General features: G+C 67.4%; 21 protein-coding genes. 10 read left to right on the top strand and 11 right to left on the bottom strand.

Annotation, left to right across the window (positions count from 1 at the left end; all coding sequences use genetic code 11):
- Window position 1: 1 nt before the first annotated feature.
- The 8 genes from F464_RS0111790 (at window position 2) to F464_RS0111755 (ending at window position 9313) form a co-directional block, all read left to right on the top strand.
- Window positions 2–1681 (top strand): L-lactate permease, encoded by a 1680-nt coding sequence (locus F464_RS0111790; RefSeq protein ID WP_018990018.1) that lies wholly within the window; start codon window positions 2–4, stop codon window positions 1679–1681.
- An 87-nt stretch (window positions 1682–1768) separates the two neighbouring features.
- On the top strand, window positions 1769–2236 hold the full coding sequence (locus F464_RS0111785; protein ID WP_018990017.1) for a universal stress protein: 468 nt from the start codon (window positions 1769–1771) through the stop codon (window positions 2234–2236).
- Between the two features lie 228 nt (window positions 2237–2464).
- Entirely contained in the window at window positions 2465–2728 is a 264-nt protein-coding gene (locus F464_RS0111780; RefSeq protein ID WP_018990016.1) for a high-potential iron-sulfur protein, read from the top strand.
- Window positions 2729–2823: 95 nt separating this feature from the next.
- Complete coding sequence (locus F464_RS0111775) at window positions 2824–3915, top strand: hypothetical protein (RefSeq protein WP_018990015.1); 1092 nt, start codon at window positions 2824–2826, stop codon at window positions 3913–3915.
- Window positions 3912–5603, top strand: coding sequence for a single-stranded-DNA-specific exonuclease RecJ (recJ, locus tag F464_RS0111770; RefSeq protein ID WP_026295939.1), 1692 nt, complete (start codon window positions 3912–3914; stop codon window positions 5601–5603). Before F464_RS0111775 ends, recJ begins: the two co-directional genes overlap by 4 nt.
- 419 nt (window positions 5604–6022) lie before the next feature.
- Window positions 6023–7447 (top strand): MFS transporter, encoded by a 1425-nt coding sequence (locus F464_RS0111765; RefSeq protein WP_051092281.1) that lies wholly within the window; start codon window positions 6023–6025, stop codon window positions 7445–7447.
- Window positions 7448–7587: 140 nt separating this feature from the next.
- Window positions 7588–8745, top strand: a complete 1158-nt coding sequence (locus tag F464_RS0111760) for a M20 aminoacylase family protein (RefSeq protein ID WP_018990012.1) — start codon at window positions 7588–7590, stop codon at window positions 8743–8745.
- A gap of 115 nt (window positions 8746–8860) precedes the next feature.
- Window positions 8861–9313, top strand: a complete 453-nt coding sequence (locus F464_RS0111755; protein WP_018990011.1) for a MarR family winged helix-turn-helix transcriptional regulator — start codon at window positions 8861–8863, stop codon at window positions 9311–9313.
- Window positions 9314–9359: 46 nt separating this feature from the next.
- On the opposite strand, the gene F464_RS0111750 is transcribed toward F464_RS0111755, so the two are convergent.
- The 8 genes from F464_RS0111750 to F464_RS0111715 form a co-directional block, all read right to left on the bottom strand.
- Window positions 9360–10013 (bottom strand): ABC-type transport auxiliary lipoprotein family protein, encoded by a 654-nt coding sequence (locus tag F464_RS0111750; protein WP_018990010.1) that lies wholly within the window; start codon window positions 10011–10013, stop codon window positions 9360–9362.
- The gene (locus F464_RS0111745) at window positions 10010–10951 is read right to left on the bottom strand and encodes an MlaD family protein (protein WP_018990009.1); all 942 of its coding nucleotides are present in this window, start codon (window positions 10949–10951) and stop codon (window positions 10010–10012) included. Before F464_RS0111745 ends, F464_RS0111750 begins: the two co-directional genes overlap by 4 nt.
- Window positions 10952–11761 (bottom strand): ABC transporter ATP-binding protein, encoded by an 810-nt coding sequence (locus F464_RS28355; protein WP_018990008.1) that lies wholly within the window; start codon window positions 11759–11761, stop codon window positions 10952–10954.
- Window positions 11758–12891: an ABC transporter permease gene (locus tag F464_RS0111735; protein WP_018990007.1), complete on the bottom strand. Its 1134-nt coding sequence runs from the start codon at window positions 12889–12891 to the stop codon at window positions 11758–11760. Before F464_RS0111735 ends, F464_RS28355 begins: the two co-directional genes overlap by 4 nt.
- A gap of 202 nt (window positions 12892–13093) precedes the next feature.
- The gene (locus tag F464_RS0111730; protein WP_018990006.1) at window positions 13094–14008 is read right to left on the bottom strand and encodes a DNA-3-methyladenine glycosylase family protein; all 915 of its coding nucleotides are present in this window, start codon (window positions 14006–14008) and stop codon (window positions 13094–13096) included.
- Complete coding sequence (gene ada / locus F464_RS0111725; protein ID WP_157353723.1) at window positions 14005–15078, bottom strand: bifunctional DNA-binding transcriptional regulator/O6-methylguanine-DNA methyltransferase Ada; 1074 nt, start codon at window positions 15076–15078, stop codon at window positions 14005–14007. Before ada ends, F464_RS0111730 begins: the two co-directional genes overlap by 4 nt.
- Window positions 15079–15174: 96 nt before the next feature.
- Window positions 15175–15384: a DUF3820 family protein gene (locus F464_RS0111720; protein WP_018990004.1), complete on the bottom strand. Its 210-nt coding sequence runs from the start codon at window positions 15382–15384 to the stop codon at window positions 15175–15177.
- Entirely contained in the window at window positions 15381–16868 is a 1488-nt protein-coding gene (locus F464_RS0111715; RefSeq protein WP_018990003.1) for an aminoacyl-histidine dipeptidase, read from the bottom strand. Before F464_RS0111715 ends, F464_RS0111720 begins: the two co-directional genes overlap by 4 nt.
- Window positions 16869–17072: 204 nt before the next feature.
- Between F464_RS0111715 and F464_RS0111710 the strand changes: the two genes are divergently transcribed.
- Window positions 17073–17747 (top strand): DUF6781 family protein, encoded by a 675-nt coding sequence (locus F464_RS0111710; RefSeq protein ID WP_018990002.1) that lies wholly within the window; start codon window positions 17073–17075, stop codon window positions 17745–17747.
- Complete coding sequence (locus F464_RS0111705; protein ID WP_018990001.1) at window positions 17747–19435, top strand: ABC1 kinase family protein; 1689 nt, start codon at window positions 17747–17749, stop codon at window positions 19433–19435. Before F464_RS0111710 ends, F464_RS0111705 begins: the two co-directional genes overlap by 1 nt.
- Before the next feature lie 36 nt (window positions 19436–19471).
- On the opposite strand, the gene F464_RS0111700 is transcribed toward F464_RS0111705, so the two are convergent.
- The 3 genes from F464_RS0111700 to F464_RS28350 are packed head-to-tail and all read right to left on the bottom strand — an operon-like array spanning window position 19472 to window position 23676.
- Entirely contained in the window at window positions 19472–21577 is a 2106-nt protein-coding gene (locus F464_RS0111700) for an EAL domain-containing protein (protein ID WP_018990000.1), read from the bottom strand.
- A gap of 4 nt (window positions 21578–21581) precedes the next feature.
- Entirely contained in the window at window positions 21582–21998 is a 417-nt protein-coding gene (locus tag F464_RS0111695) for a response regulator (protein WP_018989999.1), read from the bottom strand.
- Window position 21999: 1 nt separating this feature from the next.
- Window positions 22000–23676 (bottom strand): sensor histidine kinase, encoded by a 1677-nt coding sequence (locus F464_RS28350; RefSeq protein ID WP_084600486.1) that lies wholly within the window; start codon window positions 23674–23676, stop codon window positions 22000–22002.
- Between the last annotated feature and the right edge of the window lie 2 nt (window positions 23677–23678).

Below are 23678 nucleotides of genomic sequence, written 5' to 3'. Positions count from 1 at the left end.
CGTGGTCTGGCAACAGCTTTACGATCCATTCAACAATATCTGGCTCTCGAGCGCAGTCGCGGCGATTCCCGTCGTCGTGATGCTCGTCGGCCTCGGTTTCCTGCACATGAAAGCCCACGTCGCCGCCGCGCTGGGTCTGGGCAGCGCACTCCTGATCGCGATCTTCGTGTTCGGGATGCCGGCCGCGATGGCAGGCAATGCAACGCTGTACGGCGCCATGTTCGGCTTGCTGCCGATCGGCTGGATCGTGCTCAACATCATCTTCCTGCATCAGCTCACGACCGAGAACGGGTCCTTCAAGGTGCTGCAGGAAAGCCTCACCGGCATCACCGATGACCGGCGCTTGCAGCTGCTGCTGATCGCGTTCAGCTTCGGCGCGTTCTTCGAGGGCGCCGCCGGCTTCGGCACCCCCGTCGCCGTGACCGGCGCAATCCTGATCGGCCTGGGCTTCTCGCCCCTGGCCGCTTCGGGCCTCGCCCTCATCGCGAACACCGCACCGGTGGCCTACGGCGCGCTCGGTACGCCGGTGATCGCCCTCGCCGCCGTCACGGGCCTCGACCTCGGCCACCTGTCGGCGATGATCGGCCGTCAGCTGCCGTTCTTCTCGCTGCTGGTACCGTTCTGGCTGATCTGGGCGTTTGCCGGCTTCCGCGGCATGATCCAGATCTGGCCCGCGATCCTCGTGACCGGTGTGTCGTTCGCGATCCCGCAGTTCCTCGTTTCCAACTTCCATGGCCCCTGGCTGGTGGACGTGGTGGCCGCGATCATCTCGATGGTGTCGCTGATCCTCTTCCTGAAGGTGTGGAAGCCCAAGCAGGTGTGGACCTCGACCGCGCTGCAGGGCCGCAAGGACGACTCCGCAAGCCAGGTGGCGCAGGAACCCGCCAAGGCCGCCTCGAACGTTCGCCCGGACCGCCGCGCAGTGATCGCCGCGTGGGTGCCCTGGATCGTTCTCACCGTCTTCGTGTTCATCTGGGGCATCCCGGACTTCAAGAAGTGGCTGGACACGATCTCGATTTTCAAGATTCCCTTCACCGGCCTGCACAACCTCATCGAGAAGGTTCCTCCGGTCGTGGCCGCCCCGCACAAGGAAGCGGCGGTGTACACCCTCAACTGGCTGTCGGCCACCGGTAGCGGTATCTTCATCGCCTCGATCGTCTCCGGACTGCTGATGAAGTTCAGCCTCGGACAGCTCTTCGGTGTCTACTGGCGGACGATCAAGCTGGTCAAGATGTCGCTGCTGACGATCGTGATCATGCTGGGCCTCGGCTACCTGACCCGCTACTCGGGCCTCGACGCAACGCTGGGCCTCGCCTTCGCGAACACCGGCGCGCTGTACCCGCTGTTCGGCACCCTGCTCGGCTGGCTGGGCGTGGCGCTGACCGGTTCGGACACCGCCGCGAACGTGCTGTTTGGCGGCCTGCAAAAGGTCACGGCGGAACAACTCGGGTTGAACCCGATCCTAATGGCGTCGGCGAACAGCTCCGGTGGCGTGATGGGCAAGATGATCGATGCCCAGTCGATCGTCGTGGCGAGTACGGCCACGCGCTGGTTCGGACACGAAGGCGACATCCTGCGCTACGTGTTCTTCCACTCGATCGCGCTGGCCGTCCTCGTCGGTCTGCTGGTGACGCTGCAGGCCTACGTTCCGCCCTTCACCCTGCTGGTGCCGACGCCGTAAGGGCCGGGAACTGTGGCCGGCGCCCCGTTCGCGGACGGTGCCGGCCCTTCGCGAAAACCAATCATCCCGTATTCATCGGAGCATCACATGTACAAGAGGATTCTGGTCGCGGTCGATGACAGCGCGACCTCCAACGCCGCCCTGGACGAAGCGATCACGCTCGCCAAGGCTCTGGGTGCAGCCCTGCGCATCGTGCACGTTGCCGACGAGGCCCCGGTCCGCAGCGCCGTGGGACTCGAGGCGATTCTGGACGTCGCTCAGGTCGAAGATGCCATGCGCAAGGCCGGCACCGCCCTGCTCGACGCGGCAGCGAAGAAGGCCGCCGACGCCGGCGTGCAGGTTGATACCGCACTGCTCGAAAGCGAGGACAAGATCGAACTCGCGCACAAGCGCGTCGCCGAATGGATCGTCGAAGGCGCGACCGCCTGGCAGGCAGACGTGATCGTCGCAGGAACGCACGGACGCCGCGGCTTCGCGCGGCTGTTCGTCGGCAACGTGGCCGAGGATCTAGTTCGCCTCGCCACCACTTCGCTGGTACTCGTTCGCGGAAAGTAAGTTGGACCGGATGCCGCAAGGGCATCCGTCACTCCACCCATAAACGGGCGCCCCGGAACCATCAGCGATGGTTCCGGGGCGCCCGAATCGTTTCTGGGGCCGTTCGCCCGGGCGATAGCGACGCACTGCGCGCAGGCGAACGGCTCGCCATTAAATTCTATTGGAATATTGTAATTCCATATGGATAATACCTGTCACCCGACTTGGGCCAGAAAACAGGAGAGTCCGATGATTCAGTCCCGCCGCAACATGCTGAAAATGGGTGGCATGACCCTCGCATTGATTCCGATCGTTGCCATGGCTGCGAAAAACGACGGCATCCGCACCTCGATGAAATACAAGGACACACCCGAAGGCGACAAGAAGTGCCTGGACTGCAACCTGTTCGTTCCCGGAGCGTCATCCACCGCCCCGGGCGGCTGCAAGGTCTTCCCCAACGACACCGAGATCTCGCCGAACGGCTACTGCATCGCCTGGGCGAAGAAGGCATAAGGGCTGCACGGGCGGAATCCGCCGTGCCCGGCTTACCACGCTCGGGCCGGGCGGGCGGTATGCTAGACTCGGCGCGGATTTTCACCCGGCGTCCCATGCAGATTCATCTTGTCGTCCCCGGCCTGATCTGGCCGGCGGCCTCCGCCATCAGCCCCGCCTCGGGCCTCGAACTGACTTCGCTCGCGTGGCTGCTCGGCCAGGGAAGGCGCAGCTTCGCGCCCTTCGAACCGCTCGACGCGCAGCTCGCGCGACTGATGGGCTATCCCGACGATGAGGGAGCCCCTCCACTCGCCGCCCTGCGCCGACTCGGCGAACCCGCACTGCCCGCGCCCGCTGCCGCCGCGAGCTGGCTGTGTGCGGACCCGGTCAATCTTTCGTTCGCCCGCGAGCACCTGCTGCTCAACGAATTTCCCGCCGGCGAACTCGGGCCGGAGGACGTCGCCGCGCTCATCGCCGCCCTCAATGACACCTTCGGCGACCTCGGCAGCTTCGAGGCGGCCACGTCGAACCGCTGGTACCTGCGCCTCGCAGCCCCTGCGCGCACGCGCTTCTTTCCCCTGCACGACGTGGTCGGCCGCCCGGTCCGCGACTTCCTTCCGGAAGGCGAGGACGCCCGCCTGTGGCAGCGCACGATGAATGAGCTGCAGATCGTGCTGCACAACCATCCGGTCAATCAGGCACGCGAAGCCGCCGGTCACCGGCCGGCGAACAGCCTCTGGTTCTGGGGGGCCGGCCTGCCGCGTCCCGCGCAGCGCTCGGCCGCACGCGCCATCCAGGCGGACGATCCGCTGATGCGCGGCTTCGCCCTCGCGGCAGGCTGCTCCGTGGCTGCACCGGATTGCACCACGGCCCTGGACGGTGACGCGCTGGTCGTGCTCGACGATCTGCTGCTGCCGGCGCGGCATCTCGATATCGAGAGCTGGAGAACCCGGCTCGCGAAGCTCGAACACAGCTGGTTCGCGCCGCTCGCGGCGGCCCTGCGCGGACGGCGCCTGCGGGCCTTGAAGATCACCGCGCCGGGCGACCGCGGGACACTCGAGCTCGAAGTGCGCGCCGCCGATACATGGAAATTCTGGCGCAAGCCCCTTTCGCTGGACACGCTGCTGAAGTCGATCGCGCCAGCCGTCGCCTCCCCGCCGGGAGCACCTGCCGACTCCCGCCCCCCTCAACATCCAGGCACACGATGACCCGAATCCAGACGCGGGCGATTCCGCCCCGCTCCATGCAACGCCTGATCGACGCCGGCACCCATCCGCTGCTCGCCCGCATCTACGCCGCGCGCGGCATCTCACGTCGCGATGAGCTCGACTACTCGCTCAAGGCCATGATTCCGCCCGCAGCCCTCAAGGGTGCGAGCGAAGCCGCGGCGTTGCTGGCCGATGCGATCGAGGCCGGCGCGCGCATGGTGATCGTCGCCGACTACGACTGCGACGGGGCAACGGCCTGCGCGGTGGGCGTGCGGGCCCTGCGGGCCTTCGGTGCAGACGTCGGCTACCTGGTGCCGAACCGCTTCGAGTATGGTTACGGGCTGACGCCCGCCATCGTCGAGTTGGCCGCGCGCATGGAGCCCGACGTCCTGATCACCGTCGACAACGGCATCGCCAGCGTGGAAGGCGTCGCTGCGGCGCGCAGCTACGGCATGGCCACGGTGATCACCGATCACCACCTGCCAGGCGACACGCTCCCCGATGCCGACGTGATCGTGAATCCGAACCAGCCGGGTTGCGACTTCCCGAGCAAGTCGCTCGCCGGCGTCGGCGTGATGTTCTACACCATGCTCGCGCTGCGCGCAGAGTTGCGCGAGCGCGGCGCGTTTGCCGGGCGGCAGGAACCGAACCTCGGCGAACTGCTCGACCTCGTGGCCCTCGGTACGGTCGCCGACGTCGTGAAGCTCGACCACAACAACCGCATCCTCGTGTCGCAGGGCCTCGCGCGGATGCGCGCCGACCGCATGCATCCGGGCATCCGCGCGCTGTTCTCCGTCGCCGCTCGCGACCCTGCGCGCGCGAGCACCTTCGACATGGGGTTCGGGCTCGGCCCGCGCCTGAACGCCGCCGGGCGCCTGTCGGACATGAGCCTCGGCATCGAATGCCTGGTCACCGACGACATGGGCAGGGCGCTCAACATCGCACAGGAACTCGACCGCCTCAATCGCGAACGGCGCAGCATCGAGCAGGGCATGCAGGAGGAGGCCCTCGCGCGCCTGGCGGATTTCGACCCGGGCAACTGCGCCACCGTCAGCCTGTTCGAGCCTGACTGGCACCAGGGCGTGATCGGGATCGTCGCCGGCCGGATCAAGGAAAGGCTGCACCGCCCGGTGATCGCCTTCGCCCGCGGCGACGAGGGCCAGTTGAAGGGCTCCGGCCGCTCGATCCAGAACCTGCATCTGCGTGACGCGCTCGATCTGGTGAGCAAGCAGTACCCCGACCTGATCCTGCGCTTCGGCGGGCACTCGATGGCTGCGGGCCTGACGATCCGCGAGGACGACTACGACCGCTTCCAGCGCGTGTTCGAGGAAACGGTGCAGTCCCTCGTGGAAGCCGCGGACCTGACCCGCACGCTGGACACCGACGGACCGCTCGAGACCGGCTACATGAGCCTGGAAGCCGCGCGGCTGATCGAGCAGGACATCTGGGGCCAGGGTTTCCCGGCACCGCTGTTCGACGACGTGTTCCGGGTCGACAACCAACGTCTGCTCAAGGACAAGCACCTCAAGCTGCAGCTTTCGAAGAACAACGTGCGCTTCGACGGCATCCGCTTCAATTTTGCCGAAGGCGCGCCGCAGCAGATCCGGGCGGCATTCCGCCTTGCGCCGAACGAATACAACGGCGTCACCAGCCTGCAGCTGATGCTGGAGCACTTCGAAGCGGCCTGATCCGCGTCCGCGGCATCACTCTCTCCTCCGCCGGCATTCCCCTACGCCGGCATTCCTCCGCGCCGCGACGTCGGTCGTCGCGGCGACTCCTGCGCACACGCAGGCCCGCATCCGCGGCGCCGTCGCAAACGAGATCGAAGGCTTTCCGTGCCGTGCCGCCGCGCTCCTGCGGGAACGGACGCACGGCATGCGATCGCGTTTCCATGCCACCCGGACGCACCATCCCCTCGCGGACGGCCTTTTGACATTCGTCAACAGTCGCTCACTTTTAGTTGCATTGCGCAACTAGTTTGTTTACTTTTGCAACTGTTGAAGAACGCAACTACTTCTTCGGCACCTGAGCACCGATCACGCCTCCGCGTTACGCAGCGGAGGCATCGACGGCGAATCGAGTCAGCAAAAAACTAAAGGTGAGCATCATGTCCACTGCACTAGCCACAACCCGGATTCCGGCCGATGCCGTGGCATCCGGTTACCGCGGTACCAATCGCCTGATTCTCGGCATGTGTCTCGGCGTATCGACTTATTGGCTCTTCGCACTCGCAATCACGGCCCTGGTGCCGACGATCAGCACCGCATTCGGGATCAGCGCCGACGAACTCGGCCTGCCCATCAGCATCACCGCCCTGATGTCCGGCGTGTTCATCGTCCCGGCAGGCAGTATCGCCGACAAGATCGGACGCGTTAAGGTCGCCCGCGCCGGCCTGGTGGTCGCGATGATCGGCGCAGCGGTGTGCGGCATTGCCGAAAACACCACGATCCTGACGGTCGGCCGCGCGCTGCAGGGCATCGCCGCCGCGATGATCATGCCCTCCACACTCGCACTGGTGAATGCCTACTACACCGGCCCGGAGCGCCTGCGTGCTCTGAGCTTCTGGTCGATCTCGTCGTGGGGCGGCGGCGGCCTGTGCAACCTCTTCGGCGGCGCGGTCGCCTCGTATCTCGGCTGGCGCTGGGCCTTCTGGCTCGTCATCCCGGTCGCGTTGATCGCGCTGTATGCGATGGCGGCAACGCCCGAAAGCAAGAACGAGCACGGGCCGCGCGACCAGCGCTTCGACGTCATCGGCCTCGTCCTGCTGGTCGTGGGCCTGCTGACGCTGAACCTGAGCATCACGAAGGGCCGTTCGCTGGGCTGGACGGACGTCGTGATCGTCAGCGGCTTCGTCATCGCATTCGTCGCGCTGCTCGCCTTCGCGCTGTACGAGAAGCAGCGCAAGTCGCCGCTGGTCGACCTCTCGCTGCTCAAGCGCCGCTCCTACAACGGTGCGGTGATCTCGAACTTCATGCTGAACTCGACGCTCGGCAGCCTGATGATCCTGATGACCTACCTGCAACAGGGCCGCGGCCTGACGCCGTTCGACGCCGGCATGCTCACCCTGGGTTATACCGCCGCCACGCTCGTGATGATCCGCGTCGGCGAGAAGATCGGTCGCAAGTTCGGTGCGCGCAGCCCCATGCTCGTCGGCTGCTCGCTCGCTGCAATCGGCATCGCGATGCAAGCCCTGACCTTCATCGACGGCACCCTGTATCTGGTGCTGGTGGCCGTCGGCCTTGCGTTGATGGGTCTCGGGTTCGGCATCTCCGCCACGCCTTCGACCAATATCGCGGTCGGTGAAGCGCCCCCGGAGAAGGCCGGCTCGGCGTCCGGCATCTACAAGATGGCCAGCTCGCTCGGCGGCAGCTTCGGCCTGGCGATCGCGACGGTGGTGTACGGCACGATGATCTCCGGTAACCCGAGCGGACTCGCAAGCGCCGCCTTCGGCGGGATCATGACCGGCGTCGTCGCCTGCGTGATCGCGATCGTCTCGGTGCTGGTCTGCGTACCGGCCGTGAAAAAGAACTGAGACGAACGAAAAAAACTAGCACCGCACCGGTTTCGTGCAGGCGGGGACTTCTCCCCCGACCCCTCCCTAGTCCCCGCCTGACACGACCTCCCGACCCGGAAGCTGGAAAGCCACCCCCTTCGTCCAACAGAGGTGAAGACATGAACACGCTGCTGCAGGAACTCGCAAACGACGAGAAACAAATCACCGGCTGGCGCCACCACATGCATCGCCACCCCGAACTGGCCTTCGAGGAGCGCCACACCGCCGAATACATCACCGGCCTGCTCCGCTCGTGGGGCTATGAGGTCGCCACCGGCGTCGGCAAGACCGGCATCGTCGCCTCGCTCACCGCCGGTGACGGCAGGAAGGCGATCGGCCTGCGCGCCGACATAGACGCCCTGCCGGTCGCGGAAAAGGCAGCCGGCGACCACCGCAGTACCGTCGAGGGCCGTTCGCACACCTGCGGCCATGACGGCCACAGCGCTATGCTGCTCGGCGCGGCACAGCACCTGGCGCGCACCCGGAGCTTCAACGGCACCGTGCGACTGATCTTCCAGCCGGCCGAAGAGGTCATGGGCGGCGCGCTGGCGATGATCAAGGATGGACTGTTCGAGCGCTTCCCGATGGACGCCGTGTTCGGCATGCACAACATGCCCGGACTCGAACTGGGCACGATCCATTTCACGACCGGTCCGGTGATGGCGGCGGTCGACAACTGGGAAATCGAACTCGGCGGCAAGGGCAGCCACGGATCGATGCCCGAGCGCAGCATCGATCCGGTCGTCGCCGGCGCGTCGCTGGTGATGGCTCTGCAGACGATCACGTCCCGCAACGTCGCGCCGCTCGATTCCGCGGTGGTGTCGGTCGGCGCCTTCCTTGCCGGCGACGCGGGCAACGTCATCCCGCAGTCGGCACTGTTGCGCCTGAGCATCCGCACGAGCCGGCCGGAGACGCGCGAACTCGTGCTCGGCAAGGTCCGTTCGATCACCGCCGCGCAGGCGGACTGTTACGGGGTGACCTGGGAAATCCGCGAAGGCACGCCGGGCGCCGTGCTGGTGAACGATGCCGAACAGACCGCGTTCGCGGCGACGGTGGCGAAGGACCTGCTCGGTGCCGACAAGGTCGTCACCGATGGCCCCCGCTTCATGGGCAGCGAGGATTTCGCGTTCTTCGCGCAGCACAAGCCGGGCACCTACTGCTTCATCGGCAACGGCGACACGCCGATGGTGCACCATCCGCAATACGACTTCGACGACCGCAACCTGCCGGTCGGGGCGGCATATTGGGTCGCGCTTGCGGAATCCTTCCTGCGCTGAGCGCATCTAATATCAGCTTCCGCTGTTCCGGCCAAGGCAACTCCGTCATAATGGGGTTGCCTTTTTTCACGCCAACGGAGCTTTCCGGGCGACATTGTGCCGGCAACGTATTCTGATGAACGACACCAACGCCCCCTATCTCACCTACAAGCTCGACCTGATCAAGACGATCTCGATCAAGGCGGGCAACACGTACTACAAGAAGGCCTTCGGACTCGGCGTCCGCGAGCTGCGCGTGCTGCGTCTCGTGCACGACCACCCCGGCATCACGGCGAAGGATCTCGGCAACATGCTGGTCCTCGACAAGACGCTGCTGTCCAAGAACATCGCCTTTCTCGAAGACCGCGGCCTCATCACGCGCAGCCCCAATGTCAACGACAACCGCCAGCAGCACCTCGCGCTGACCGAACTCGGCATGCAGGTCTGGCGCGACGGCGAAGAGATCGGCCGGGGACTGGAACGCGAGATGTTCGCGGAGCTCAGCAGCGAGGACTGGGATCACCTGCACACCCTGCTGGACAGGGTGCTGGTTTCGCTCGACAAGTGGCAGGAGTCGCACCGCAAGTAGTGCGCCGCCCTGCCGCCCGACTTTGCCGCCCCATGGGCGGGCGGCATCATTGCCGCGGCGGAACTCGCCGGATCTCGTCCACGGCCCACGTTGCAAGCTCGGTCGCCACGTGCGTCGAAGCCGCGCCGAAGGCACTCACGACGGCCGGGACGTCAGCCCCCGATGCACGCACTCCGGCCTCGAAGGTCCGGTTGGCGAGAATGCGCCGCCCTTCGCGCTCGACCAGCCGCGCATCGAGCCGCACGACGGCCTCCGGGGCGCCCCCACGGTATTCGCTCTGAAAGGCACGCAGGTCGCTGACGATTTCGTAGTCCGCCTGCAGCCGGGCTTCGTCGCTGCTCAGCGCGGCGATCCGGCCGTCGGCGCGCAGGGCGTCGATCAGGCGGTCGCGCACCAGCACCGGCGCGGGCTCGCTCCAGCTCGCGCCCTGATACACGCTCACCTGGTTGTCCTGCGGCATGACCACGATGCGCTGGCCGGACAGGTGAACTCCGCTTGCCGGTTTGGCCACCCGCAGCGAAACGGCAAGCGGCTTACCGTCGGCCGCAGCGTGCGCAGGCGCACCGGGGAGCAGATAGGTGTCGACCGGCTCTGCCTTGGGCAACACGGAACACGCGGACAGGAGCAGCGCCGCGGACAGCACGACCGCGCACCGCGGCCCGGCCCCGCCGCGCCGGGCGCTCCGGCAAAGCTTGGTCATGGCTTGAACTCCTTCATCGATTCGTTGCCCAGCAGGTAGTCCGCGGGCCGGGTTTCGAGCTGCCGGGCGATCGTTCGCACCGATGCGAGCGTGTCCTGCAGTTCGATGAGCGCCGGCCCGATCTCGGCCGCGCCGCGTACCCCGGTGGCGAGCTGCGCGCGGTTTTCGACCAGCAGCGCATCGACCTTCTGCATCGCCTGCTCGAAGGCGGCCATTGCGTTCTGGGCGCTCTGCAGCGTCTGCACGCCGCGCTCGTCGATGAGCCGGTTGGTGGATTTCGCCAGCTTCGTCGCTTCGGCCAGGGTCGCGTTCGCCTGCTCGCTCGCGCCGGCCAACTCCTTCAGTGCGCGACCAAGATCCTCGCGCTGGGCCGCGATCGCGCCGGTAGCCTGTTCCAGGCTGTGCAGCATGCGGCCGACACTTTCGACGTTTTCCGCAGAAAAAAGCTCGCGCGCCTGCAGCAGCACCTGGTTCGCGTTGAGCATGGCATCCTCGCCGTCGGCCAGCAGCTTGCTGAGCGGCGACGGCGTAGCGACGATCACCGGTACCTGTCCCGCCTCGCCTTCGAGCGGCGTGCTCGCCGGATCGTCACCGCTGCTCAGGCGGATGATCGAGATGCCGGTGATCCCGGCGGGCACGAGGCGCGCCCGGGTGTCGCTGCGCACGGGGGCCTCGGCGTCGACGCGCACGCGCGCGAACACACGGCGCGGATCCTGCGGATCGAGCCGCAGGCTCGACACGTCGCCGATCTTGATACCGTTGAACTCGACCGTGCTGCCCTTCGAGAGGCCGGTGACCGCCTCCTGGAACACGACGTCGTAGGTGCGGAACTGCTTGTCGCTATCGGTCTTGCCGAGCCACAGCGCGAACATCAGCGCCGCGCCGACCACCAGCAGGGTGAAGAAACCGATCAGCACGTGATGGGCACGTGTTTCCATTCAGGCTTGCTCCCCATGGGAAAGGTTGTGCGGCGCGCGCTGCGCCGGCGGTACGGCCTGCGCAGCGGCACGCCCCCGCGGACCGTGGAAGTATTCGCGGATCCATGCGTCGTCGAAGTCCGCGACGACATCGAGACGATCATTCACGAGGACGCGTTTTTGCGCGAGCACGGCCACCCGGTCGGTGATGGTGTAGATCGTGTCCAGATCGTGCGTGACCATGAATACGGTGAGGCCGAGCGCGTCACGCAGGGTCAGGATGAGCTCGTCGAACGCCGCGGCGCCGATCGGATCGAGTCCTGCGGTCGGTTCGTCGAGGAACAGGATGTCGGGGTCGAGCGCCAGCGCACGCGCCAAGGCCGCGCGCTTGATCATGCCACCGGAGAGGTCTGCCGGATATTTTTCGCCCGCGTTGGCCGGCAGCCCGGCGAGCGCGATCTTGAGCGCGGCGAGCCGCCCCGCCTCGGCGGCCTTGAGCCCGGCGTGCTCGATCAGCGGCAGCGCGACATTCTCGGCGACGGTCAGCGACGAGAACAGCGCCCCCTTCTGGAACAGCACGCCGAAGCGCCGTTCGAGGGCGGCCCGCCGCGCCGCGGGCAGGTCGAGCAGGTCTTCGCCGAACACGCTGACGCTGCCCGCCACTGGCCGGTTGAGGCCGACGATGGTGCGCAGCAGGACGGACTTGCCGGTACCCGAGCCGCCAACCACGCTGAGGATCTCGCCGCGACGCACGTCGAGATCGAGATCGTCATGCACCACCTGAGGGCCGAACTGGTTGCGCACGCCGCGCACTTCGATGATGTTCGTCACCAGCCCATCTCCATGCAGAAGAGCGCCGCCACCGCATCGACGACGATCACGATGAAGATGGACTGCACGACCGACGAGGTCGTGTGTTCGCCCACGGATTGGGCGCTGCCCTCCACCCTGAAACCTTCGAGGCAGCCGATGACGGCGATCAGGAAGGCGAAGATCGGCGCCTTGGCCATGCCGACGATGAAGTGCCGCAGCCCGACATGGCTTTCCAGCACCGACAGGAACATCGTCGGAGAGATTTCGAGCGTCAGCGCGCACACCAGCATGCCTCCGACGATGCCCGAGATCATCGCGATGAAGCTCAGCATCGGCAGGGCCAACAGCAGCGCCGCCACACGCGGCACGACCAGCAGCTCGACCGGATTCAGTCCGCCCACGCGGATCGCGTCGATCTCCTCGTTCGCGCGCATCGAACCGATCTGCGCCGTGAAGGCACTCGCCGTCCGGCCGGCGACGATGATCGCGGTGAGCATCGGCCCGAACTCGCGCAGGAAGGAGAACGCGACGAGGTCGACCGTGAAGATGCTGGCGCCGAAGCCTGCCAGCACCGTGGCGCCGAGAAAGGCGACCACCGCGCCGATGAGGAAGGTCAGCAGCGCGACGATGGGCACGGCGTCGAGGCCCGTACGCTCGAGGTTCGCGGCGAGCGAGGTGATGCGCCAGCGCCGCGGCCGCAACAGCACGTGGAACCCCGTCTCCAGCGTGATGCCGATGAAGCCGGCGATGTCGATCACGTGGCGGTAGAAGGCGAGCATGCCGATGCCCGCGTGCTCCATGATGTCACCGAACGCATAGCCCCGTGCCGGCGCGGTGGATGCCGTCGAAGCATCGATCACGTCCGCAACGGCGCGCAGCAGGGCGCGCCGCTCGGACGGAAGCGGACTCGCGTCCGAGGCCAGCATCGCCAGCCTGTCCTTACCCAGCAATTGATGCAGCAGGCTGACGCCGGCCGTGTCGAGTGCGCCGAGCGCGGCGAGGTCGATCTCGGCGACGTCCGCGGTGTCGGCGACTAGCGCTCGCAGGCGCGCGACTTCGGATGCGAGGACCGTGTAGTTTGCGATCGTCCAGTCGCCCCGCAGTCGCACCTGCCCGCCATCGATGTCGATGAATGCCGCTTCGGTCATCGGATCTGCGCTCCTCCACTGGCGTGCTCGCCAATCACGAATGCATCATATCGAAGTACCGGATCATGTCGCCATCATCGCGCCTGCATGTTCCGCGTGGTACCCGCGACAGGACCGGGCCGCCGGACGGGCCGCGATGCAGCCCCGGGCACAGGAGGCTCCGGCGTCGGTCCTTGCGAACCGATCCCGGCGCGCCCGCCCGTCAATATGCCACAGCCGCCCCTGCAGCCCAGAGGTGTGCGGCCACCAGCGCACGCCACGGCGCATAGCGGGCGAGCCATTCCCTGGCCTCGGCTTCGCCCACCCTGCCCTCCGTTCCCAGCAACGCCTGCATCCCCCGGCGCACGGCGACGTCGCCATGCAGCGAGCCGTCGAGCCAGCCGTAACCCCGCAGCAGCACGTAATCGACCGTCCACGGCCCGACTCCACGCACCGCGAGCAGGCCCGCACGAATCTCATCGATGGATGCGGCTCCGGCCCAGACGTCGAGCGGCAGTTCGCCGCCGGTCACCAGCCGCGCGAGCGCCAGCAGCGTGCGCGCCTTCGCGGTCGAAAAGCCGGCGGCGCGGAGGTCCTCCTCCGCGAAGAGCGCGAGCCGTGCCGCGTCCGGGTAGCACAGCATCCCCGAGGCATGGCGAATCCCGGCGGCGACGATCAGCCGCCGACGCAGCGACACGGCAGCCGCGACGCTGATCTGCTGGCCGGTCACGGCCCAGCTCAGCGCCTCGAAGGGGGTTGCCGTGACGGGCACGCGCAGCCCCTTCTGAGCCGAGATCAGCGGGCCGATGGCCGGATCGTCGCGAAAGCGTTCCTCGAATGCCTCGACCGTCTGCTCCAGTCCGAGCATGCGCCGCACCATCGCGGCGAAGCGGGGTTCCAGATCCTGATTCGCGTCCTGGCCCGGCTCCGTGTCGAGCGCGATTTCCGCAGTCGCCACACCGTCCGCGAAATGCACGCGCAGGCAGGCGGGAATGCCGTCCCACAACAGGCCCTTGTGCAGCGAATCCCCCGTGACCCGTTCGGCCAGCTCCTGCGTGTCACGCCGGTGGAACGCAAGAATGTTTCCTGCGCGGAACCCGCCTGGCAGCGCGATCGAGATGGCCGCCTGTCGCCTCATTGCGCCGCTTCGCGCGCGAGCAGCAGGCGCTTGCGCTCGACGCCCCAACGATAGCCGGACAGGCCGCCGTCGCTGCGCACGACGCGGTGGCACGGAATCGCCACGGCGAGCGGGTTCGCCGCGCAGGCCCCGGCGACCGCGCGCACCGCCGCGGGCGCGCCGATCCGCCGCGCGATCTCCGTATAGCTCGCGGTCGCCCCGGCCGGAATCTCCTGCAGCGCCTGCCACACCCGCATCTGAAACGCCGTGCCACGCACGTCCAGCGGCAGGTCCAGGCCCAGTTTCGGCGCCTCGACGAAGCCGACCACGCTTGCGACGACGCGCTCGTACGCCGCGTCGCCGCCGATCAGTTCGGCATGCGCGAAGCGGTCCTGAAGGTCGCGCAGCAACGCGTCGGGATCGTCGCCGATGAGGATCGCGCACACACCGCGCGCGGTGCTAGCAACGAGGACCGCACCGAGCGAGCACTGGCCGACCGCAAAGCGGATCTGCTGGCGCGCGCCGCCCATGCGGTAGCTGCCGGCGCTCATGCCCAGCGTCCGCCCCACATCCTCGTAGAAGCGCCCGCTCGAACCATATCCCGCCGCGTAGAGCGCATCGGTCACCGACGTGCCGCCGTCGAGCTTCGCCCGCATCCTCGCCGCCCGGCACGCCTTCGCATACGCGCGGGGCGTGGTCCCGGTGATGGCCTTGAAGATGCGGTGCAGGTGGAAGGTGCTCATGTTCGCCGAGCGCGCCAGTTCGTCGAGCGTAGGCGGCGTTTCGGCCTGCTCGATCCGCCGGCACAGACCGGCCACGGTTTCCGCATGCTGCTGCGCGAGCGACGGCCCGTCCGGCAAGCAGCGCCGGCACGCGCGATAGCCGGCGCGGACCGCCGCCTCACCCGTCGCGAAGAACTCGACGTTCTCGGGCCGCGGCGTGCGTGCCGCGCACGACGGCCGGCAATACACGCCGGTAGTCCGCACCGCGTAGCAGAACGCCCCGTCAGCCGTCGCATCGCGCGCCTGCACGGCGCTCCAGCGCGGATCGGCCGCCGTCGCAGCGGCACGCGCCTCGATTTGCCTCGACATCTTCATCGCTCCATCAGAGTCCGGTGAGCAATACTTTAAGCATCCCTCAGCCCGGACACACTCCGGTCCTTGCTTTCGAATTCGACCGCGAGGCGATCACTTCCGCAGCGGCGTCAGCAGTCCGGACAAGCCGTTGTGATCGAGTTCATGCATCAAGGCGATCAGTTGCCCCAGCCTGCCCGGAGGGAAACCTTCGCGGGCGAACCAGTTCAGGTAATGCCCCGGCAGATCGGCGATCAGCCGGCCCTTGTACTTCCCGAAAGGCATCTCCGTCGCGACCAGCGCTTCGAGGTGCTCGGGATTCATGCCCCCACCTCGCGCCGTTCGGCGACCGCCGCGAGGATCGCGCCCAGCAGGTGCCATACGCGGCCCACCGACGCGATCTCGACGCGCTCGCCGGGTGCGTGGGCGCCGCGTATCGTCGGCCCGAAGGACACGATCTGCATGTCCGGATAGTTGGCCGCGATGAGCCCGCATTCGAGCCCCGCATGGATGACCTGCACGCGCGACTCGACTCCGTATTCGTGCCGATACACTTCGCGGCACAGTGCGAGCAAGGGCGAATCGGCCTGCGGCGCCCATCCCGGATAGTGACCCGACGCCTCGGCTGCCGTTCCCGACAGGCCGAAGAGGCTGACGATCTCGTCGCCAAGCGCGACGGCCGCCCCGTCCAGCAGGGACCGCACCATGAAGCTGCACGAGCCGCCATCCGGACCCAGCGCGACGATGCCGAGGTTGTTCGACGTCTCGACGACTCCCGGCACGCTCAGGCTGCGGCGGCGCACCCCGTGCGGTGCCGCATGCAGCGAGGCGAGCCACACCGCCTGCTCCGGCACGGACATCACGCGCTCGACAGCCGCGACGGGCACGGCCCGCAGGCTCACACCTTCGTCCACGCCCTTCAACTCGTCCCGCAAGCGCGCCTGCCATTCCGCGAGGACAAGCGTCAGTTCATCTCCGCATCCGGCCCTCAGCGCCACCCGCGCCCGCGCATCGCGCGGCAGCGCATTGCGCGCCGAACCGCCTTCGAGCGAACCGAGGCGCAGGTCGAAACGGCGTTCCAGATCGCGCAGCACGCGCACCAGCAACTTGATCGCGTTGCCGCGCTCCTCGTGGATGTCGACGCCCGAATGTCCGCCGCGCAGGCCATGCACCTCGACCTGCCACTGTTCTGTTCCGGCCGGAGGCGGCTCCGCCAGCCCGTCGCGCCGCACATTCACGTCCAGCCCGCCGGCACAGCCGATGAAGAACTCCCCCCACTCCTCGGTGTCGAGGTTCAGCATCAGCCGCCCCTGCAGCGCGTCGGCGGCCAGCCCCTGCGCGCCGCCCATGCCGGCCTCCTCATCCACGGTCAGCAAGGCTTCGATCGGCCCGTGCGCGAGCGAATCGTCCTCCAGTACGGCGACGATCAGCGCCACCCCGATGCCGTTGTCGGCACCGAGAGTCGTTGCCGTGGCGGCGAGCCAGTCGCCGTCCCGCTCCACCCCGATCGCGTCGCGGGAAAAGTCGTGCGCCGAATCGGCCGTCTTCTGGCACACCATGTCCAGATGCGCCTGCAGCACGACGCCCAGGGCGCCCTCGCAGCCCTTGCTTGCCGGTTTGCGGATCAGCAAGTTTCCTGCGCCATCGACCGACACCGCCAGTCCGCGCGCCAGTGCCCGGTCGCGCAGCAGGTCGCGCAGCGCGCCCTCCTCCTTGGACTGGCGCGGGATGCGGCACAACGTGGAGAAATGCGCCCACACGGGAGCGGGTTCGAGGCCGGAGAAGGCGGGCGAAACGGAGTCGGTCATGGCAAGGGGTGCAGAAAGACGGTCGCAGCGGTCAGGAGCACAATGGTAAGCCACGCAGGCCGCCGGACACGATCAGCGGCAGGTCCTTGCAGGCTGGATAGCGTCAAAAATTCCATCGCCATCCACCTTTCCGGAGGCCATACTTCAAACGTGTGGCAACAGCATCGGCGCCCCGCCGGACGCCGGACGAACAGGGGAACGCTCATGAGTCAGGATTTCGAAAGCATCGAACGCGACGTGGAGGCTGCCGTCGACGGCGATCCGGCTTCAGTTGCCGAGCGCGTGCGGACGATCACGCTGGGGGCACTGTCGCACGGCAAACTGGATGCCGACGCGCTCAAGCAAGTCACCGACGCCGTGCTCAGGGGCGCGCAGCAAGGCATCGAACGCCCGGATCGAGAACGCACCGAAGCCATGCGCGAAGCGGTGCGCGGGCTGGACGAAGCCCTTGCGGCGGCGGCCCAGGCGACGCTGCTCGCCGTGAAGGAAGCAGTCGGACGCAGCAGCGAGTACTCGCGCCAGGAAATCCGCGGCACGCTCGACCAGCTGGGCGCCATGGAGTCGAACTTCCTGCGCACGCTGGCTGACGCGGGACGCGGCGCGACCGGCCTCGCGCGCGCCACGCTGCACGAACTCACCGAGCACGCCCGCAACAGCGGCACCGCGGTCGGCGGACGCATCGCGAACGCGGGAGCCGATCTCGCGCGTGCCGTCGCCGACCTCACGCGCGAGCAGGTGCAAAGCGGCGCGCAGACCCTGCGCAACGAGGCGGGACTGCTCGCGGCGCTGGCCTCGGGGATGCTCAGGGGCGTCGCCGACCGCCTGCACCCGGCCGGCTCGGATGACGACAAGGGCGGACCGCGCGATCCGCAGGCCTGATGCTGTGGAAAGCGATCGGCGCGACACGTGAGCTGACACGCGCCCACGACATCGCCGCCGTCCTGATCCGTTACGGCTTCGGCGATCTCGTACGCCGCATAGGCCTTGCCGACACGCTGGAGCGCGCCGGCAAGGCCCTGCACTGGAACGAGCCCGAGGAACTCGCCCGCCTGGAACCCCCGGCGCGCGTGCGCCGCGCCCTGGAAGAGCTCGGCCCGACCTTCATCAAACTCGGCCAGATCCTCGCCACCCGAGTCGATCTCCTCCCGCCCGAATGGATCGCCGAATTCGGCCGCCTGCAGGATTCGGCCCCGGCCGTTCCCTTCGAGCAGGTGCGCGAACAGCTCACCGAGGATCTCGGCGAAGCGCCCGAAGCCGCCTTCGCCGAACTCGACACCCAGCCCCTCGCGGCCGCCTCGCTCGCGCAGGTCTACCGCGCCCGGCTGCACGACGGCCGCCCGGTGATCCTGAAGGTGCGCCGGCCCGGCATCCGCCCGACCATTGAGGCAGACCTGCGGCTGCTCGCCCGCCTCGCCGAGATCATCGAGGCCGAAGCGCCGGACCTGCGCCGCTACCGCCCCTGCCAGGTCGTGCGCGAATTCACGCTGTCGCTGCGCCGCGAAATCGACTTCGCCGCCGAGTGCCGCTACGCCGAGCGCGTCGCTGCAAGCTTCATCGGGCACCCCGAGATCGTCATTCCGCGCGTGCATTGGCAGTGGTGCGGCGAACGCCTGAACGTGCAGGACTTCATCGACGGCATCCCCGGCCGGGATCTTGCCGGCGTCGATGCTGCGGGGCTGGAACGCAAGCTCCTCGCCCGCCGCGGCGCCGCGGCGGTGTTGAAGATGATGCTCGAAGACGGCTTCTTCCACGCCGACCCGCACCCCGGCAACGTCTTCTACCTGCACGGCAACCGCATCGCCTTCATCGACTTCGGCATGGTCGGCCGGCTCTCCGAAACGCGCCGCTACGAACTCGCCGTGCTGCTCAACGGTCTCGTCTCCAACGACGCAGCCGCCGTCGCCGATGTCCTGCTCGAATGGCGCGACGCCGACGCCCCCGAAACGGAGCCGGAACGCCTGCGCCACGAGATCGACACCTTCGTCGACCAGTACAAGGGCGTCCCCCTCAAGCAACTCGACATCGGCGCGATGCTGTCCGACCTGGTGATGATCCTGCGCGAGCACGGCATCGCCCTGCCGCCCGACCTGTCCTTGCTGATCAAGGCCTTCATCACGCTGGAAGGCATGGGCCGCCAGCTCGATCCCGATTTCGACATGGGCGCCGAGGCCGCCCCCTTCCTGCGCCGCGTGCTGCTCGCCCATCATGCCCCGGCAGCCATCGCAAAGCGCGGCTGGCGCACGTTCGCGCAGGCCGTGGACCTCGTCACCGGCCTCCCGCGCGACCTCAGCCAGCTTCTGCGCTCGGCCCGGCGCGGCAAACTCCAGATGCAGGTCGACATCGTCTCGCTCAAGCGCCTCGGCGAGCAGCTCGACCGCGCGGCCACGCGCATGACCATCGGCATCGTCACCGCTGCGCTGATCATCGGCTCGGCGATCGTGATGACCGTCGTGCGCGAACCCGCGTTCGCCGCGCTGCAGACCTTCGGCATGCTGGGCTTCTTCGGGGCCGTCATCGGCGGAGTGGCCGTGCTCGTATCGATCTGGCACGGCGGGCGCGACAAATGATCCTCTCGCGGGGAACCCGCCCGGGCGGCGACAGCGCTACCAGTGCCGCCGGCTCGCCAGCAGGCGGCCGGCCGCCTCCGCTTCCAGGGGCCGTGAGAAGAGGTAACCCTGGCCGAAACCGACCTTGAGCTCGCGCAGCCGTGCCAGGGTCCCGAGGGTTTCCATGCCCTCGGCCACGATCTCCATGTTCAGACTGTTCGCGAGCGCGACGATCGCCTGCACGATCTCGTCGTGCTTCGCCTCCTTGTCCATCTTCTGCACGAAGGAGGCGTCGATCTTGAGGACGTCGAGCGGAAAGCGGTGAAGGTAGGACAGGCTGGAATAGCCGGTGCCGAAATCGTCCATCAGGAACTTGATCTGCTCGTTCTGCAAGCGGTCGAGCATCTTCATGGCCGCCGCGCTGCTGGCCATGAGCACGCTTTCGGTGATCTCGAGCTTCAGGTAGCGGGCCTCCAGATGGGCGCTGGCCAGCGCCTGTAGTACGACGTCCGCGAGGTCCGGCTGGGCGAACTGGACCGCGGACAAGTTGACGCTTACCTTTGGACGCAGCGCGGGGAACTGCGCCTGCCACGCACTCAACTGCCGGCAGGCTTCCCGCAGGGCCCAGCTTCCAAGCGGCACGATCAGGCCGGTGTCTTCCGCGACCGGGATGAATTCCGACGGCGACATCAGGCCGCGTTCGGGATGGCGCCAGCGCAGCAGCGCCTCGAACCCGTCGATCTCGCCGCTCGCGAGATTTACCAGTGGTTGGTAGAAGAGCGCCAGCTCGTCGCGCTCCACTGCCCGCCGCAGGTCGGTTTCCAGGCGCAACTGGTTCACCGCGAAGGTATGCATTGCCGTGTCGAACACCTGGCAGTGCCCCTTGCGTTGCGCCTTGGCGCGCTGATTGGCGGTGTCGGCGTCGCGCAGCATTTCCTCGGGCGTGCTGTACCGCTCGGGGCCCATGACGATACCGATGCTGGCGGTGGTAAACACGTCGTGGCCGTCGATGGGAAGCGGGCCCGTCAATGCCGCCTGGAAACTTTCGGCGAAGACGACGGCCGCGTCGGCGCTGGTCATCCCTTCCACCAGCACGGCGAACTCGTCGCCACCGAGGCGGGCCACGGTATCCCGCGGTCCGATCCGCGCCTGCAGCATGCGCGCCACGGCCAGCACCAGCGCGTCACCCACGCTGTGGCCGAAGCTGTCCGTGATGATCTTGTAGCGGTCGAGGTCCACCAGCATCACGGCAAAGCGGCACTCACCCACTTCCCCACCCTCGAGCGCACTCTGCAGGCGCTCCATGAACAGCGTGCGGTTGGGCAATCCGGTAAGGGCATCGTGCAGCGCCTGGAAGCGCAAGCGCTCCTCGGCGCGCTTGCGTTCGGTAATGTCGGTCTGCGAGCCTGCGACGCGGTAAGGTTGCCGATCCGCATCGCGCACCGCGAGGCCGCGCGTGAGCATCCAGAGGATCTCATCGCGCTTGTTGCGCATGCGGTGCTCGCTCTCGAAATGGGCTGTGCTGCCCGAAAGATGCGCCTGCAGCCGGGATTCCACGACCGGCCGGTCGTCCTCGTGCACACGCGAGAACCATTCGTCGATGCCATCGCCGATCTCGTCCTCGGCGTACCCCAGCATGGCCTTCCAGCGCGGCGAATAGTAGACGCTCCCGGCCCGCAGGTCCCAGTCCCACAGCCCGTCGTTGGCGCCCTGTGCCGCGAGCGCATAGCGTTCCTCGCTCTCGCGCAGGCATGCCTCGGCGTGGCGGCGCGCACGGCGCACCTCGACTTCACGCAGCTCGCGGTCTGCCGCCGGCACCAGCCGCGCGAGGTTGCTCTTGAGGATGAAGTCGTGGGCGCCCGCCTTGAGCAGTTTCACCGCGGTTTCCTCGCCGATGGTGCCCGAAACGATGATGAACGGCAGATCGCAACGACAGTCCTTGAACACCTCCAGGGCCGCGGGACCGGAGAAACGCGGCAGCGTGTAGTCGGAGATGATCATGTCGATCGCGCCGCATTCGCCCAGCGCGGCACGCATCGCCGCCTCCGTGTCCACACGGGTAAGTACCGGATCGTAGCCGCCGCGCCGCAACTCGCGAGCAATCAGCAGCGCGTCGTCCTCCGCATCCTCGACGATCAGCACCCTGAGCTGCTCCCCCGCCATCGCCCTATCCTCGCACCGGAGGCGGCTCGTTGAGTTCGAGCCAGTACACCCCCAGCTGGCGTACGGCTTCCATGAACGCGACGAAATCCACGGGTTTGCGAATGTAGCTGTTGGCGCCGCGTCCGTACCCCTCGAACAGATCGCTTTCCTCCTTGGACGAGGTCAGGATCACGACCGGCAGGATGCGCGTGCGCGCATCGGCGCGCAGCCGGCGCAGCACCTCCAGGCCGTCCACCTTGGGCAGCTTGAGGTCAAGCAGCACCACCGCGGGCAGCTCAGCGCCGCCGAGGAGGTAGTCGAGGGCCTCGGCGCCATCGCGCTTGACCACCACGTTAGTGATGCCGTGCTTGCGCAGGGCGCGCAGCGTAAGCACCTCGTCATCGGCGTTGTCCTCCACCAGCAGGACGGTTCGATTCTCCATATCAAGGCTCCCCCGACAAGGGTTTGTCCATCGGATACGCGGCGGCGCGTTCGTCGGGCAGGGTGAAGCGGAACGTCGCGCCGCCTTCAACGGCCCCTTCCGCCCACACCTCGCCGCCATGACGGTGCACGATGCGCTGCACGCTGGTCAGTCCGACGCCGGAGCCGGGGAACTCGGCATCGCCGTGCAGCCGCTGGAAAGCGCCGAAGAGCTTGCCGGCATACGCCATGTCGAAACCCGCACCGTCATCGCGCACGAGATAGACCACGGAGCCGTCCGTGCCGCGCTCGGTGCCGAACTCGATACGCGCCCGCGGGTGCCGCGCAGTGTATTTCCACGCATTGCCCAGCAGATTCTCCAACGCCACCCGCAACAGCCGCGCGTCGGCCCGCGCGGTGACGCCGTCGGCGATGACGAACTCCACCTCGCGCTTCGGCTCCGTCCAGCGCAATTCGTCGGCGATCGTGCGCGCGATGGCCGATAGGTCCACCGGCTCGCGGTGCATCTCCGCGCGCGACAGGCGGGAGAGCTTGAGGATATCGTCGATCAGCTGCGCCATGCGCTGACTGGCGGCGCGCACCCGGCGCAGCGCGTCGCGGCCGTCCTCGTCCAGCCGATCCGCATAGTCTTCCAGCAATACCTGGCTGAAACCGTCGATGCTGCGCAGCGGCGCGCGCAAGTCATGGGAAACCGAATACGAGAACGATTCGAGCTCGCGGTTGACACTTTCGAGTTCGGCTGCGCGCCGCGCCAGCGCCCGATTGAGGCGCTCGATGGCGGCTTCCGCCTGCCTGCGTTCGGTGATGTCGCGTCCTTCGGGAATGAGCAGCACGACCTCGCCGCGCTCGTCGTAAACCGGCTTGAGCGAGAAATCCAGGATGTGGAGAGAGTCGTCCACCCCGAAAGCCTCGATCTCGTAGCGCACGAATCTGCCTTGCGCAGCCTCGGAGATGGCCAGCCGCAGACGATCCTGCACTTCCTGCGAAATGCGCCACCACGGCGTCTCCCAGAAAGAGCGGCCGACCACGTCGCTACGCGCGGCGCCGACAAAGTCGAGCGCCGTCTGATTCGCCTCGAGCAGGGTGCCGTCCGGGGAGAGCAACCCGGTGAACTCGAAGGTCTGGTCGAAGATGGCACGAAAGCGGCGCTCGTGTTCCAGGATTGCCTGCTGCGCCCGCTTATGCTCGGTAATATCCGAGGCAATGCCAAGGTAGCCGGTAATCTCTCCTTGCACATCCCGCAGCGCAGTGATGGAAAGCCGTACCGGAACGCGCACGCCGTCCTTGCGCACATAGGTCCACTCGTTCTCGTCCGCCTGGTCGCGCCGCGGCTTCACCGTGAACACCTCGAAGCCCGCCCCGATCGGCTCTCCCAGTTCGCGCGACAGCGCCGCGGCACGCTGCGACATCTCTGCCTGATCGTGGAAGAGCAGCGGCGTCGCCTTGCCCTCCACTTCAGTGGCGCTGTATCCCAGCATACGTTCGGCGGCGGGATTGAGGGTAAGAATGACTCCCTGCTTGTCGGTCGCGATGATCGCGTAGCTCGCGCTGTCGAGTATCGCCCGCTGGAAGGCGAGCGCCTGCTGCAGCGCACGTTCGGTGCGCTCCCGGACACGCTGCTTCACTGCCTCGCGTGCCGCCCGCTCCACCCGCGCGGCCCGCCACAATGCATGGGACAAGG

This window comes from Aromatoleum toluclasticum ATCC 700605 (assembly GCF_000378245.1).
Classification (GTDB): Bacteria; Pseudomonadota; Gammaproteobacteria; order Burkholderiales; family Rhodocyclaceae; genus Aromatoleum; species Aromatoleum toluclasticum.
Note: the sequence above shows the minus strand (reverse complement) of the source record. Positions and strands in the feature narration are given on the sequence as shown.